The sequence below is a fragment of the Microbacterium sp. PI-SA-G genome (assembly GCF_057215335.1).
In genome coordinates this window covers 2,588,505-2,602,629 of record NZ_CM170103.1, presented here as the reverse complement: position 1 = coordinate 2,602,629, position 14,125 = coordinate 2,588,505, and the positions used below count along the sequence as shown (strand labels likewise).

13 protein-coding genes are annotated in these 14,125 nt (G+C 69.9%); 4 read left to right on the top strand and 9 right to left on the bottom strand.

All coding sequences use genetic code 11. The features are described 5' to 3' along the window. Positions 1-100: 100 nt before the first annotated feature. The 3 genes from AC2D10_RS12790 to AC2D10_RS12780 all read left to right on the top strand — a co-directional run bounded on the left by AC2D10_RS12790 (position 101) and on the right by AC2D10_RS12780 (position 2,311). Positions 101-757 carry an SGNH/GDSL hydrolase family protein gene (locus tag AC2D10_RS12790; RefSeq protein WP_484708181.1) on the top strand — a complete coding sequence of 219 codons (657 nt, stop codon included), beginning with the start codon at positions 101-103 and terminating at the stop codon, positions 755-757. Positions 758-831: 74 nt separating this feature from the next. Next, a complete protein-coding gene (locus tag AC2D10_RS12785) occupies positions 832-1,134 on the top strand; it encodes a helix-turn-helix domain-containing protein (protein ID WP_484708180.1) in 303 nt (100 codons plus the stop codon). After that, on the top strand, positions 1,127-2,311 hold the full coding sequence (locus AC2D10_RS12780) for a type II toxin-antitoxin system HipA family toxin (protein WP_484708179.1): 1,185 nt from the start codon (positions 1,127-1,129) through the stop codon (positions 2,309-2,311). Before AC2D10_RS12785 ends, AC2D10_RS12780 begins: the two co-directional genes overlap by 8 nt. 32 nt (positions 2,312-2,343) lie before the next feature. On the opposite strand, the gene AC2D10_RS12775 is transcribed toward AC2D10_RS12780, so the two are convergent. After that, on the bottom strand, positions 2,344-3,510 hold the full coding sequence (locus AC2D10_RS12775; protein ID WP_484708178.1) for a MalY/PatB family protein: 1,167 nt from the start codon (positions 3,508-3,510) through the stop codon (positions 2,344-2,346). 69 nt (positions 3,511-3,579) lie between these two features. Then, complete coding sequence (locus AC2D10_RS12770; RefSeq protein WP_484708177.1) at positions 3,580-3,939, bottom strand: DUF4406 domain-containing protein; 360 nt, start codon at positions 3,937-3,939, stop codon at positions 3,580-3,582. 55 nt (positions 3,940-3,994) lie between these two features. Here AC2D10_RS12770 and AC2D10_RS12765 point away from each other — a divergent pair, with 55 nt between their 5' ends. Further along, positions 3,995-4,732 (top strand): DeoR/GlpR family DNA-binding transcription regulator, encoded by a 738-nt coding sequence (locus AC2D10_RS12765; protein ID WP_484708176.1) that lies wholly within the window; start codon positions 3,995-3,997, stop codon positions 4,730-4,732. A gap of 201 nt (positions 4,733-4,933) precedes the next feature. On the opposite strand, the gene AC2D10_RS12760 is transcribed toward AC2D10_RS12765, so the two are convergent. From AC2D10_RS12760 to AC2D10_RS12730, 7 genes are read right to left on the bottom strand one after another with little or no spacing between them, the layout of a single operon-like run. Then, entirely contained in the window at positions 4,934-6,124 is a 1,191-nt protein-coding gene (locus tag AC2D10_RS12760) for a M20 metallopeptidase family protein (RefSeq protein ID WP_484708175.1), read from the bottom strand. Continuing rightward, a complete protein-coding gene (locus AC2D10_RS12755) occupies positions 6,124-6,891 on the bottom strand; it encodes an ABC transporter ATP-binding protein (protein ID WP_484708174.1) in 768 nt (255 codons plus the stop codon). Before AC2D10_RS12755 ends, AC2D10_RS12760 begins: the two co-directional genes overlap by 1 nt. Beyond that, positions 6,888-8,708: a dipeptide/oligopeptide/nickel ABC transporter permease/ATP-binding protein gene (locus tag AC2D10_RS12750; RefSeq protein WP_484708172.1), complete on the bottom strand. Its 1,821-nt coding sequence runs from the start codon at positions 8,706-8,708 to the stop codon at positions 6,888-6,890. The genes AC2D10_RS12755 and AC2D10_RS12750 overlap by 4 nt, the downstream gene beginning before the upstream one ends. 3 nt (positions 8,709-8,711) lie before the next feature. After that, on the bottom strand, positions 8,712-9,755 hold the full coding sequence (locus tag AC2D10_RS12745; RefSeq protein WP_484708171.1) for an ABC transporter permease: 1,044 nt from the start codon (positions 9,753-9,755) through the stop codon (positions 8,712-8,714). A 1-nt stretch (position 9,756) separates the two neighbouring features. Then, positions 9,757-11,346 carry an ABC transporter substrate-binding protein gene (locus tag AC2D10_RS12740; protein WP_484708170.1) on the bottom strand — a complete coding sequence of 530 codons (1,590 nt, stop codon included), beginning with the start codon at positions 11,344-11,346 and terminating at the stop codon, positions 9,757-9,759. Between the two features lie 34 nt (positions 11,347-11,380). Next, the gene (locus AC2D10_RS12735) at positions 11,381-12,958 is read right to left on the bottom strand and encodes a hydantoinase/oxoprolinase N-terminal domain-containing protein (protein WP_484708169.1); all 1,578 of its coding nucleotides are present in this window, start codon (positions 12,956-12,958) and stop codon (positions 11,381-11,383) included. Next, a complete protein-coding gene (locus AC2D10_RS12730) occupies positions 12,955-14,061 on the bottom strand; it encodes an S-methyl thiohydantoin desulfurase family protein (RefSeq protein WP_484708168.1) in 1,107 nt (368 codons plus the stop codon). The genes AC2D10_RS12735 and AC2D10_RS12730 overlap by 4 nt, the downstream gene beginning before the upstream one ends. Positions 14,062-14,125 lie beyond the last annotated feature (64 nt).

The following is a 14,125-nucleotide window of genomic DNA, read 5'->3' as shown; positions in this document are numbered from 1 at the left end:
CGCGGCGGCGGCGGCTGCGGCGGCGGCTGCGGCGCGACCCCATCCGCCCCGCCGTCCGCGACGAACAACCGACATGCGCCGATTCCGTTCCCTCGTCTCCGTGGTCGCCCTCGCCCTGGGCCTCACCGCATGCGCCGCGAGCCCGGCGCCCGACACCTCCGCCACCCCCGGCGGCGGCCCGCTGGTCGGCTTCTACGGTGACTCTTACACGCTGGGCACCGGTGCGAGCGATCCGTCGATGCGTTGGTCGACGATCATCAGCGAAGATCGCGGATGGCGCGAGTTCAACCCGAGCGTCAACGGACTCGGGTTCGTGAACCACCGCTCCGACTTCGGCGAGAACGACCTTCCCGAACTCGTGATCGCGCAGAAGCCCGACATCGTCTTCGTCACGATGGGCCTGAACGACAACTTCAGCTTTGACCGCCGCGCCGACCTGATCCGCGAGACCATCACCGTCGACCTCACGCGTCTGCGCGACGCCCTGCCCGACGCGCGGATCATCGTCGTCGAGCCGTTCTGGTACACCGAGGAGCGCCCCGCATCGGTCGACACGATCATCGGCTGGACGAAGGATGCCGCGGCCGCGATCGACGCGGACTGGATCCCCGGCGCGAGCCGCTGGCTCGACGGGCACTACGCCGGCGCGGACGACAGCTGGATGGCGCCCGACGGCATCCACCCCTCCGACACCGGGTACGCGCAGATGGCCGAGCAGATGGATGCTGCGCTGAAGGCGCTCGACCCGGCGCTGTAAGTCTTACCCATAAGAACACGCAGTCTTTATGCAAAGTGGTTTGATATAGCTTTTACGCGATCTAAACTGGAACCATGCACACGCCCATCCCCGTCAAGCGCTCCCTGCGTACCATCGGGCAGAATCTTGCGAATCAGCGAAAGCTCCTCGGGCTGACCGCGAAGATGGTCGCTGAGCGCGCGGGCACCACCGCACCCACGATCAGCCGACTGGAGAACGGCGAAGGAACGTCCCTCGAGATCACCCTTCGCGTGTTGCGCGTGCTCGGATTGATGGACGACGTGGTGGCAGCGACCGATCCGTTCGCCACCGCACGAGGCCGGCTTCTCGTGGACGAGAAACTTCCCGAACGCGTTCGAGTGCGCCGCGATGGCTGACACCTACGAGGTCACGACGGTGATCGGCCGACGAGAGGTGCTCGCGGGCAGGATCTACCGCACCCGAACTTCCGGGTCCTTCGAATACGACACCACCTATCTGCGCGATCGTTCGGCCTTCGAACTCGCTCCTTCGCTCAGCCTGTTTCCGGGCGCGCAGCCGCTGTTCCCGGCCAATCCGTTCAGCGACTCCGCGCCGGACACCTGGGGGCGCAAGGTTCAGAACCGTTCTGCCGGACGCACCCTCGACGAGCTCACCCTGATGTTCGGCGTCAACGATGAAGGACGCCAGGGAGCCACGCGGTTCTGGCAAGATGGCATGGCCCTCGCAGCAGGCGACGGAGTGCCGGTGGAGGCTGATCTGTCCGACCTGATCCATGTGGCCGATCAGATCGAGCGAAACGCGACGGACATCGATGACTCGGGCCTCCGTCGCCTGTTTCGCGCGACCGGCTCGCTCGGCGGCGCTCGCCCGAAGGCCAACGTTCGGGTCGGCTCCGACCTCTGGCTCGCGAAGTTCCCCAAGCCCGTCGGCGATGAGTGGAATGTGATCGCGTGGGAGGCCGCGACACTGGACGCGATGGCCGCCGCCGGAATCGACACCCCGAAGCATTCGACGAAGCGCATCACCGTGGATGGCACCGAGCGTACTGTGCTGTTCTCGCGGCGGTTCGACCGCACGGGCGATGGCAGCCGCATCCCGTATATCTCGGCGATGACCGCCCTCGAAGCGCATGACGGGGAGGGCGGCGACTGGATCGACGTCGTCGATTTCGCGCGTCTCGTTGGCGCGGACACGACTGAACTCTGGCGACGAGCCGTGTTCGGGGCTCTCATCGGGAATCTCGACGATCATCTGCGCAACCTCGGCTTCCTTCGCCGCGCCAACGGCTGGTCCCTCTCCCCGGCCTTCGATGTGAACCCGGAGCCGCAGGCGGACGGCGATGAGCACCAACTCGCGCTGATCGGGGATCGCGAGGTTCGCCTCGACCTGCTGATCACCAAAGAGGCGCTCGATCTGTTCGGCGTCCGAGCAGCGGCGGTCCGAGCCTTCCTCGACTCGCTGTCCCCGGTGCTCGCCGCTCTTCCACGTCGCGCCGAAGCGCACGGCGCCGACGACCGCTCCATCGACATCATGCGGTCGCGGATCCATGCCGCCGTCGAGGCGACGAACTGAGATCCGGGGCGCTCGACCCGGCGCTGTGAGCCTCAGCGCCGCGCCAGGGCCTCCGCCATGCGATCCACAGCCTGCTCGATGATCGGGCGCGGCGTCGCGAACACGAAGCGCATGAAGCCCACGCCCGCGAGGCCCGTCGCGGATCCGTCGGTGAGCGCGATGCCCGCCTTCTCGCGGAAGAACTCCGCCGGCTGCGGACCCAGGTCGAGCGCCCGCGCATCCAGCCACCCGATGTAGGTGCCCTCGGGCTGGCGGTAGCCGATCTCAGGAATGCGCGCCGCGAGTGCCTCGCCGAGGAACCGGCGGTTGCCGTCGAGGTACTCCACCACCTCGGCGAGCCAGGCGCGGTCGTCGCGGTAGGCGGCGGTGTTCGCGATGACGCCGAGGTTGCTCGCGCCGTGGGACGCCATCATGCCGATGCGCTCCCAGATCTCGCGGTCGCCGTCGTTGGTCAGGATGATCTGTGCGGTCTTCAGCCCCGGCAGGTTCCACGCCTTCGACGCCGAGGTCGCCGTGACGGTGTGGGCGGCCGCGGCATCCGACACCGAGGCGTAGGGGATGTGCACGCCCGGCGCGTAGACCATCGGGGCGTGGATCTCGTCGGAGAACACGCGACCGCCGTGGCGCTCCACGATCTCGCTCACCGCGAGCAACTCGTCGCGGTCGAACACGCGACCGACCGGGTTGAACGGGTTGCAGAGGATGAGCAGGCTCGCACCGGCACGGAAGGCCGCATCGATGCCCTCGAGGTCGAGCGCGTAGCGGCCGTCGGTCACGGTCATCGGCACCTGGATGACCTCGCGTCCGGCGTCGGGCGGCACCGACAGGAAGGGCATGTACGCCGGCGTGGGGACGATGACCGGAGCATCCGGACGCGAGAAGTGCCGCATCGCGAGCTCGAGGGCGTGGATGACGTCGGCGATTGGATGGATGTCGGATGCCGGCACCGCCCACCCGTACACGTCACGCAGCCAGTCGGAGGTGGCGACGGACATCTCGTTCGACACGGCATCCGGCAGATAGCCGAACAGCCCCTGGTCGACGGCCGCATGCAGCGCCCGCGAGATGCCGGGGGCCACCCCGAAGTCCATCTCGGCGACGAACGCCCCGACCGCGTCGGGGAACATCGACCACTTGAGGCCGCCGATGCGTCGAAGGTGGTCGACGTCGATGGCGTCGAAGCCTGAGGCGAGGGACATCGGTGCTCCTGTCATGCGGGGGGTGGGGTGCTTCCATCATGTCGCGCCGAGGAGGGTGTGCGGGTCGGATCAGACCGCCGCGGGGATCTCCTCGAGCGCGCGGTACACGGGCAGGCCGCGCTCGAGCGCGATCTCGACGTCCTTGTCGGCGCCGGCGGATGCTCCGGGCAGACGCAGCACGGCGTCGCAGTGCTGCAGCAGCCGTCGCGCGGTCTCGTACATGACGTCGCCGTCCGCGGCATCCGGATCCGTCAGGCCGCGGAGGATCGGGAGAGCGACCCATTCGCCGATCATCGGGACGTGCCCGAGGCGATGGATGGGGGTTGCGGCCTCCTCGAGCCGTGCGAGGTTCTGGGCGATCAGGGCGGGGTCGCCGTCCGTGCCGGAGCGGTAGGGACCAGCGATGAGGATGAGGAGTGGAGAATTCATGAGGATGACTGTAACGTGAATCATGCAACAACGTGCAACTTCGTGAAGGAATCGTATGCTTGGCGCTCAGCGCAAGACCCACCTGCTCGAGATCCTCGCCCGCGACGGGCGAGTCGTCGCGAAGACCGTGGCTGACGACCTCGGGGTGTCGGAGGACTCGATCCGGCGTGATCTGCGCGAGCTCGCCGACGCCGGGCGACTCGTGCGCGTCTACGGCGGCGCGCTGCCGGTGCCGCCCGCCGATCGACCGGTGGATCAGCGCCTCACGCTCGCGACCGACAGCAAGGAACGCGTGGCCCGGCGTGCCGTCGAGCTCGTGCGCCCGGCATCCACCCTCGTCCTCGACGCCGGCACCACCGCCCTCGCGATGGCCCGTCTGCTCCCCCGCGATGCGGGCCTCACCGTGATCACTCCGAGTCCGGCCGTCGCCATCGCCGTGGCCGAGCACTCCGACGCCCGCGTGATCATGATCGGCGGCGAGCTCGCGCGCTACTCGATGGTCGCGAGCGGCGCCCTCGCGATGGAGGCCGTGCAGCATCTCGCCGCGGACGTCTTCTTCCTGGGCGTCACGGGGATCCACCCCGAGCACGGTCTCACCACGGGCGACCTCGGCGACGCCGTGACCAAGCGGGCGATCACCGCCCGGTGCGCCGAGACCTACGTGCTCGGCAGCGAGGAGAAGATCGGCGCGGTCTCGACCTTCCCCGTGCTCGCGCTCGACGCGGTCACGGGCGTCATCGTCGATCCGCTCGATCGGAATCCGCTCATCGCGGGGCTGCCCGCCGCGGGGTGAGGGCTGGGGCTGGGGTGGCACGCGGCTGGCAGGGGTCGCGAATGGCCTCTACCCAGCATCCATAGCGGCCATACGCGTCCCCTCGAGCCCGCGGATGCGCGCGCTGGGGCTGGCAGGGGTCGCGAATGGCCTCTACCCAGCATCCATAGCGGCCATACGCGTCCCCTCGAGCCCGCGGATGCGCGCTCAGCGCAAGCCCCTCTACCCGCGCGCGAGGCGCCGCCAGGCGAGTTCCGCGAGCACCGACGCCTGCAGCGGCAGCACGGCGTCGTCGAACACGGAGTGCTCCGCGTGCATGGGCGTGGGCCCGGATGCCGCGGCGGCACCGACGAACACCAGCGCGCCCGGAATCTCCTGCAGAACGTACGAGAAGTCCTCCGACGCCATCGACGGCTCGGGCAGGCGCGTCACACGCTCCGCGCCGACGAGCTCGTCGAGCACCCGGAGCACCTCCCGCGTCTCGACCGGGTCGTTGTGCGTGACCGGGTAGGAGGCGATGAACTCGGTGTCGAGCCGGCATCCGTTCGCCTCGGCGATACCGGCCAGCATCGCGGGCAGCTGCGTGCGCACGGTGTCGAGGGTCGCCATCGAGAGGGTGCGGATGTTCGCCTCGAGGTGCACGGTCGACGCCAGCACATTGCTCGCCTCGGAGTCGCTGCGCAGCTGCGTGATCGAGATGACCGCCTGGTCCGTGGCGGGCAGTCGCCGCGCGGCGAAGGTCTGCACGGCGAGGATCAGCTGCGCGGCCACCGGCACCGGGTCGATCGTCAGATGCGGGAACGCGGCATGCCCGCCGGTGCCGTGCAGAGTCATGCGCAGGGCGTTCGCGCTCGCCATCATCGGGCCTTCGCGCGTCACGAGCTGCCCGAGCGGGGTGGCGCTGTCGACGTGGATCGCGTACGCCGCGACCGGCCGCTCACCCGCGGCGTCGAGCACACCTTCGTCGATCATGACCTGCGCGCCGGCGTACCCCTCCTCTCCCGGCTGGAACATGAACACGATCGTTCCGGGCAGGTCCTCGCGCCGCGCGGCCAGCAGTCGCACCGCGCCCAGGAGCCCCGCCATGTGCAGGTCGTGCCCGCACGCGTGCATCGCGCCGGAGGTCGCCGCGAACGGCAGCCCGGTCGTCTCGCTGATCGGCAGCGCGTCCATGTCGCCGCGCAGCAGCACCACGGGTCCGGGACGCCCGCCGCGCAGCACCGCCGTGATCGACGACAGTGCGTCCCCGAGCGAGACCTCCAGCCCGAGCCCCTCGAGTTCCCGCCGCAGGATCTGCTGCGTGCGGGGCAGGTCGAGTCCGAGCTCTGCCGCCGCATGCAGCTCGCGCCGCACGGCGATCAGCTCGTCGCGCAGCTCTTCGGCGTCGGGCAGGAATCGCGCAGAATCAGTCATCAGAACTCCATCCGCTGCCCGAGCACCGGCACGGCGTCGAGCAGATCTTGCGTGTACGGGTCGCCCGGGTGGGCGAGCAGCGTCTCGGTGGGGCCGGCCTCGACCAGCGCGCCGTGCCGCATCACGCACACCTCGTCGCTGATGTACCGCACGACGGCGAGGTTGTGCGAGATGAACAGCATCGACAGACCCAGCTCCTGCTGCACCTCGCGCAGCAGGTTGAGGATCGCACCCTGCACCGACACGTCGAGCGCGCTGGTGACCTCGTCGGCGATCAGCACCGACGGCTCCCCGGCGAGCGCGCGGGCGATCGTGATGCGCTGACGCTGTCCGCCTGAGAACGCGGCGGGGCGCTCCACGGCCCGGTCCGGGTCGAGATGCACGAGCGCGAGCAGTTCACGGACCCGCGCGATGCGCTCGTCCCTGCTCCACCGACGCCCGGTCGCCCGCAGCGCTTCGGCGATCGAGTCGCCGACCGGCATGAGCGGGTCGAGCGCCGAGAACGGATCCTGGAACACCAGCTGCATCCGTCGCCGGGCGCGCCGTGCGTCGCCGCCCCCGCCCACCGCCTCGACGCCGTCGACGCGGATCGACCCCGCTTCGGGTCGCACCAGACCGACGGCGGCGGCGGCGATCGTGCTCTTGCCCGATCCGGATTCGCCGACGAGTCCGACCGTCCTGCCCTTCGGCACGGCGAGGCTGACCCGGTCGACGACCCGCGTGCGGCCGTACCGCACGCTCAGGTCCGTGATCTCCAGTGCGTTCACACCGGCACCTCCGCTTCGTGATGAACACCGTCGTCGTGCGTGCGGTCGTCGTGCGCGCCGCCGTTCTCGTCGAGCGCCTCCGGCACCAGGTCTGCCGGGATCACGGGCAGCGGCTGCGTGCGGTCGCTGGTCATGTCGGGCAGGCACGCGATCAGCGCCTTCGAGTACGGATGCCGCGCGTCCTCACGGATGCGCCCCGCGTCGAGCGTCTCGACCGCACGGCCGTCCTTCATGACGATGACCCGATCGCAGAAGGCCGACACCAGCGCGATGTCGTGCGAGATGAACACGATCGCCGCGCCGGTCTCCTCCTGCGCCCGGTGCAGCACGCCCATGACCTGCTTCTGCACGGTGACGTCGAGGGCCGTGGTGGGCTCGTCGGCGATGATCAGGCGCGGGCGCCCGGTGAGTGCCATGCCGATCATGGCGCGCTGGCGCATGCCGCCCGAGAACTCGTGCGGGTACTGCTTCAGTCGCGCGGTGGCGTTGGCGATGCCGACCGCGCCGAGCGCGTCGGCCGCGCGGGCTCGCGCCTGTGCCGGACGCATGCCCATGTGTACCTCGGGCACCTCGGTCAGCTGGCGGCCGATCGTGAGAGCGGGGTTGAGCGAAGTCAGCGGGTCCTGGAAGATCATGCCCAGCTCCACGCCCAGACGCGAGCGTTCCGAGGGCGCCAGCGGCCGGGTCATGTCGATGTCGTCGAAGCGGTGCGATGAGGTCGTGATCCGCGCATCGTCGCCGAGCAGACCGGCGAGCGCCATCGCGGTGAGCGACTTGCCCGATCCGGACTCGCCGACGATGCCGACGATCTCGCCGGGCGCGATGCGCAGATCCACGCCGCGTACGCGCTCGACCTCGCCGCCGTCCGCGGTGGCGAAGGCGATCCGCAGGTCGGTGATCTCGGCGATCGTCTCTCCGGTCGGAGCATCCTTCTCGGGCACCGCCCGCCGACGCCGCGGCGTGAGCGTGATCCCGCCGGTCGCCCGGTTCGCGACGGCCTTCCACCCCTGGCCCCGCGAGCCGGCGACGGCCTCACTGAGCAGGGTGAAGACGAGACCGGCGAGTACCACGGCGATACCCGGCCCGACCGCCGCGAGCGGGTTGATGTAGATGCGCAGAATGCCTTCCTGCAGCATCCGCCCCCAGTCGTACGCCGGAGCCTGCACCCCGAGTCCGAGGAACGACAGTCCCGCGAACGACAGCAGCGTGACGCTGGCGGTGGCCGCCGCGTTCACGAAGAACGGGTTGGCGATGTTCGGCAGCACGTGCCGCAGCAGGATGCCGACGGGGCCGACTCCCACGACGCGGGCGGCGCGCACGTAGTCGCGCCCCGACACCGAGGCGGCGAGGTTGTAGACCAGGCGGGCGAACGACGGGATGCCGGCGAAGCCGATCGCGAGCATGGCCCCGGTGGCCGTGGCCCCCCAGATCACGGTGAAGAACAGCACCATCAGCAGCCACGGGAACGCGAGCAGGATGTCGAGCAGACCCGTGAACCAGCGTCGCGGGTACTTCGGCAGGATGCTGGCGACGAGACCGAACACGATGCCCCCGATGAGCGCGATCGCCGTGGCGCCCAGCGTCAGCAGCAGCGTGAGCCGGGTGGCGACCAGCACGCGCGCCAGCACATCGCGCCCGAGCTCGTCGGTGCCGAACGGGTGGGCGGCGCTCGCGGGCAGCAGTCGCGACGAGACATCGGTCGTCTCGGCGGCAGGACCCCAGATCGTGGGGCCGGCGATCGCGACGAACAACAGCAGCGCGCAGCCGATGAGGGCCGCGATCGCGGTGGGGTTCAGGAGCTTCTGACGCAGTGACATGGCTCAGCCCTCCGTGATCGATGAGCGGGGATCGATGGTGGCGAGGATCACGTCGACGACGAGGTTCACCCCGAGCACGATCAGGGCGTAGACGATCACGACGCCCTGCACCATGGGATAGTCCTTCGCGCCGACCGACGACACCATGATCGTGCCGAGGCCGGGGATCGAGAAGACCGTCTCAATCAGCACCGTCGCCGCGGTGAGCCCGGCGAGGATGAGCCCGCCGACCGTGAGCGACGCGGTGACGATGTTCGGCAGCGCGTGACGCAGATGGATGAGGTGACGCGGGAGCCGCTTGGCCCGCGCGGTGGTCATGTAGGTGGTGTCGAGCACCGCCAGCATCTCGACCTGCACGATGCGCACGAGATAGGCCATCGGGCCGATCGCCAGCGCGATCACCGGCAGCACGGCATCCTCCGGCGACCCCCATCCGGCGGCGGGCAGCCAGCCGAGCTGCACCGCGAAGAGCGAGATCAGGCCGACCGCGACGAGGAAGCTGGGCACCGCGATCATGATGCCGAGCACGGCCGAGACCGCCATGGTGAGACCGCGGCGGCGGCCTGAGCGGGCGAGCACCGCCGCACCGATGCCGGCGGGCAGGGCCCCGATGACCGCGATCGCGAATGCCAGGACGGCGAGCATCAGCGTGGTCGGGAAGCGCTGGGCGATCACGTCGCCCACGGGACGCTGCAGCCGCACCGACGTGCCGAGGTCGCCGGTGAAGAGTCCGCCGATGAAGCGGAAGAACTGCTCGCCCATCGGCCGATCGAGTCCGAGCTGGGCCCGGGTCGCCTCGACGAGCTGCGGGGTGGCGCTTTGCCCGAGTGCGGCGCGCACGGGGTCACCGGGCACGAGGTACATGAGCAGGAACGAGGCGACGATGACCACCGCGAGCGAGATCACCAGCCGCCCGAGTCGGCGGAGCAGGAATGCGGTTCGCGGCGAGAGGCCCCGCCGCAGACGGCGCTCCTCCACCCGCGCCGCCAGGGCAGCCGTGGTCGTGTCGACCACCTCGGCGGTCGCGGGAGGAGGAGTCGTCGTCATGTCAGCCCAGCATCCGGATCGAGGTCGGCTGGATGAAGTTCGGCTGATCGAACACCGCACCCGACTGGTAGGTCGGCAGGATGTTGTCGATCACCGGGAAGACGTCGAAGCGCTCGATGAGCTCCTTCTCGGCCTCGTTCCAGATGCCGCACGCCTCTTCAGGCGTCGCGCTCGAGGCTTCGGCCACGAGGGCAGAGTACTCGGGGTTGTCGACCCACATGAAGTTCAGGCCGCCCTCGTCGGGGGTGGCGCCGTCGAAGAAGACCGACAGCAGGACCGGTCCGCCCGGGGCGATCTGCACCCAGCCGGTGTCCCAGTCGGCCGTCGAGTAGAGCTGCTCCGACCACGCGGCGGCGTCGTTCGCCGAGAGCTCGGTCGTCACGCCGAGCTGGTCCCACGTCTCCTTGACGAGCTCGGCTGCGGCCGCGTGCGTGGAGGTGGGGGCGTTGTAGACGAACTTGATCGTGAGCGGCTCGCCGTCCTTGGAGCGCAGTCCGTCGGAGCCGAGCGTCCAGCCGGCCTCGTCGAGCAACTCGCCGGCTCGGTCGAGATCGGTGTCGGGAAGCGTCCAGCCCGGCTCATCGGCCACACACAGCAGCGGGTTCTTCGTGACGAGCGAGACCGACTCGAGTCCCTCGCCGTCGGCGATGACCGTGCCGACCTCGTCGCGATCGATCGCCGTCGACAGCGCTTCACGCACGAGCGGATCGGAGAACGGACGCCCCTCCTTCTCGTTGAACAGCATCATGCCGACCGGGTTGCGCACACCCGTGTGGGTGAGGCCGGCGCCGTCGAGACGTGAGCGGTCGGCACCCGAGATGGTCGCGGCGTTGATCTCGCCCGAGACGAGCAGGTTCGCCGCGGTGCTCTCATCGGTGATGACGCGCGCCTCGATCGTGTCGGGCAGACCCGCGGTCTCGCTGGTCACGTCAGCCGGACCCCAGGTGTAGTCGTCACGCTTGGTGAACGTGTAGGTGTCACCCGGCTTGATGTCGCTCAGGCCGAACAGCCCGGTGCCGTCGGTGGCGTCGGAGAGCGTCGTCGGGTCGGCGAGACCCGCGTCGCACACCAGCATGATGGTGCCGACGTTGACGGCGAGGAACGGGTTGTTCTGCGTGCTGGTGACCGTGACGACGTTGCCGTCGGCGGTCGCCGAGATGCTCTCGTCGATGACCGATCCGTACGAGAAGGTCGCGTTGACGGGGTCGGCGTTGTAGTTCAGGTTGTCGGCGACGGTCTGCGCCGTGAATTCGGAGCCGTCGGTGCAGGTGATGCCGTCCTTCAGGGTGAAGACGACCTCGGTGCCCGTCTCCTCCCAGCTCTCGGCGAGCCAGGGCTCGAGCTCACCCTCGGAGGTCACGGCGATCAGCGACTCGTAGGCGAGGTTGACCACGGCGAACGTGTCGGGCGACACGGCTTTCAGCGGGTTCAGGTCACCCGGGTCGTCGCCGACCGCGGTGACGAAGGTGCCTCCGGAGACGAAGTCCCCCTCGGAGGGAGCGGACTGGTCGTTCGAGCCCGCACAGGACGTCAGTGTGAGCGCGAGCACGGAGAGAGCGGCGGCGACGGGTACTGCGGTACTGCGTTTCATTGCGTCTCCTCTAATCGGGTACAGGTGGTGCGGTTCAGCGGACGACGGCCTCGGCCGAGAGCCGGGCCAGGGGTCCGGCGGCCTTGACGGTGATGTTGACGGTGGGATGCGCGGTGTACGGCACGTGCGTCTCGAGCACGTCGACGATCGACACCTGCAGCGGGTCGGCTCCGGCCTGGATCGCCTTGGCGATGGCGGCTTCGGATGCCTGTTCGATTGCGGCTTCACGGTCGCCCATCGCCGCCATCTGGTCGGCGCGCCCTCCGGCGAGCGAGATCGCGGCACCGACCGCGTTGGCCACGCCGCCGTGGTCGGGCCGCAGGATGCGTCCGGCGCTGGCGAGCCGGTCGGGGACGAGGAATCCGCCGCCGCCCACGACCACCAGCGGGATGTCCATGCGGCCGAGCGAGAGGCGTTCGACGGCCTCCTCCAGTCGGTCGGCGACGAGCGCGAGCGCCTTCTCGAGTGCTGCGGTCATCGTGCCGTCGAGCGCGGGCAGCGTGCGTCCAGCGACCGGGCTTCCGCCGGCGAGCGCCGCGGCATCGGTCAGCGTGGGCGTGGAGCCGCCGAACAGCAGCCCCTCCGGGTCGATCCGGTAGCCGACCGAGTCCGGTCCCACGCGACCCGAGGCCACGTCGATCACCGTGCCGCCGCCGATGCCGACGCTGAGGATGTCGGGCATGCGGAAGTTCGTGCGCACCCCGCCGATCTCACGCGGCAGGGTGGACTCGCGCGGGAAGCCGCCGACGACGACGCCGAGGTCGGAGGTCGTGCCGCCCACGTCGATCACGATCGCGTCGTCGTGCCCCGAGAGGTAGGCGGCGCCGCGAATGGAGTTCGCCGGCCCCGAGCCGATCGTCAGCACCGGATACTGCGCGGCGTAGTCGAGCGACATCAGCGTGCCGTCGTTCTGCGCGAAGAAGGTGGCCGCGTCGAGGCCCTCCTCGTCGACGACGGTGACCAGCGCCTCGGTGACCGAGCGGGCCACGCCGTAGAGCGCGGCGTTCAGCAGCGTGGCGTTCTCGCGCTCGAGCAGTCCGGTGGGGCCGATGTCCTGGCTCAGGAACACCCGGGCGTCGGGGCCGAGGTGACTGTGCAGCAGATCGGCGACCTCGAGCTCCTGCTCGGGCGACGACGGGCTGAAGATGCCCGCGACGGCGATCGCGTCGAAGTGGTCGAGTCCGTCGACGAAGCGCAGGATGCCGTCGCGATCCAGCGGAGAGATCGGGGTGCCGTCGACCATGTGTCCGCCGCCGAGCATCGCCGAGCCCGCGAGCAGCATGCGCACGAGGTCCTCGGGCCAGCCGGTCAGCGGCGGATATTCGGTCGCGGCCGGTGCGCCCAGGCGGATCATCGCGACCCGGTCGAGCTGGCGGCGCTGCACGATCGCGTTGGTGGCGTGGGTCGTGCCCAGCATCACCCGCGAGACGCGGGAGCGGTCGTCGCCGATCGCGGCGAGCACGTCGCGGATGCCGGCACGGATGCCGCCCGTGATGTCATCGGTCGTGGCGCGCTTGGTCCACGCGAGCACCCGGCCGTCGCCGTCGAGCACGACCGCGTCGGTGTTGGTTCCGCCGACGTCGACGCCGATGGACAGATCGCGCGCGGTCATCGGACGCCTCCTTCGAAGGGGATGTAGGGCAGGTCGTAGCCGAACGCGGCGGGGCCGGCGAGCTCGAGCCCCCGCGGCGAGCGCCAGATCGGGTCGCACGCCCAGGCGAGCACCGACACGCGCTGCCCGAAGCGCAGCATCTCGGTGGTGATCGCGTGGCCGGTCTCGGAGTCGATGATGGTGATGAGGTCGGGCACGCTGACCAGCACCTCGCCGTCCTCGAGCACGAGCAGGTTCTCGTTCTGCAGTTCGAGGCGCTGCAGGCGGCCGCGGTCGGCGCCCACACCGGCGATCGTGACCGAGCCGCGCACGAAACCGCCGGCGGTGCGGCGGTCGAGGTCGGTGATCTTGCCGGTCATCAGCACGCGCGCGTCGAGCTCCTCCGCGACAGCGGCGACCGGATCGGATGCCGACATCAGCGCGTGGCCGACGCGGATCGCCGCACTCACGGTGCCCTCGATCACGGCGCCGCGCACCTGGTCGGCGGTCATCGGATAGTGCGCACCGATGCAGATCGAGCCGCTGGCGACGGTGAGTGCGCGGGCGTGCCGCTCGAGCCAGTGCAGGTCGATGGTCTTCAGCACCGAGATGTTGCCCACCACGTCGCTCTGCACCGCCCACTCGCACGGCACCCCCGCGACGTTCATGGCGACCATCGCGGCATCCGGGAACGCGCGGCCCATGCCGTCGGCATCCAGCACCTGCAGTCCGAGTCGTGCGGCCCAGCCGATGGGCTGCACGCCGTTGCCGCCACCGATCTCGGCCGCCATCAGCGTGGTGACCCGGCGCCCGAGCAGCCGTTCCGCCTCGGCGAGCAGCGCGTGGATCTGCCCGGTGGCCGAGAGCATCTCGATGCCTACCGTCGGGGCGCCGATGCCCGACATGAGGATCACGACGTCATCCGGGCCGAGGTCGTCGACCGTGACCAGCCGCACCGGGCCGTGCTCGCGCAGTGCCGTCTCGACCATGATCTGGCTGGTGTACACGGCGCCACCGCCGCCGGTGCCGAAGATCGCGGTGCCGACGCCGAGCGCGGCGATGTCGTCCGCGGTGATCTCGGTGATCGGCGCCGCGGTGCGTGCGGCAGGAGATATCTGGGCCATGTGTTCACGGTACGGAGGCATCGACCTGTGGACAATGTCACGAACCACCAGTGTTTCCCGCCAT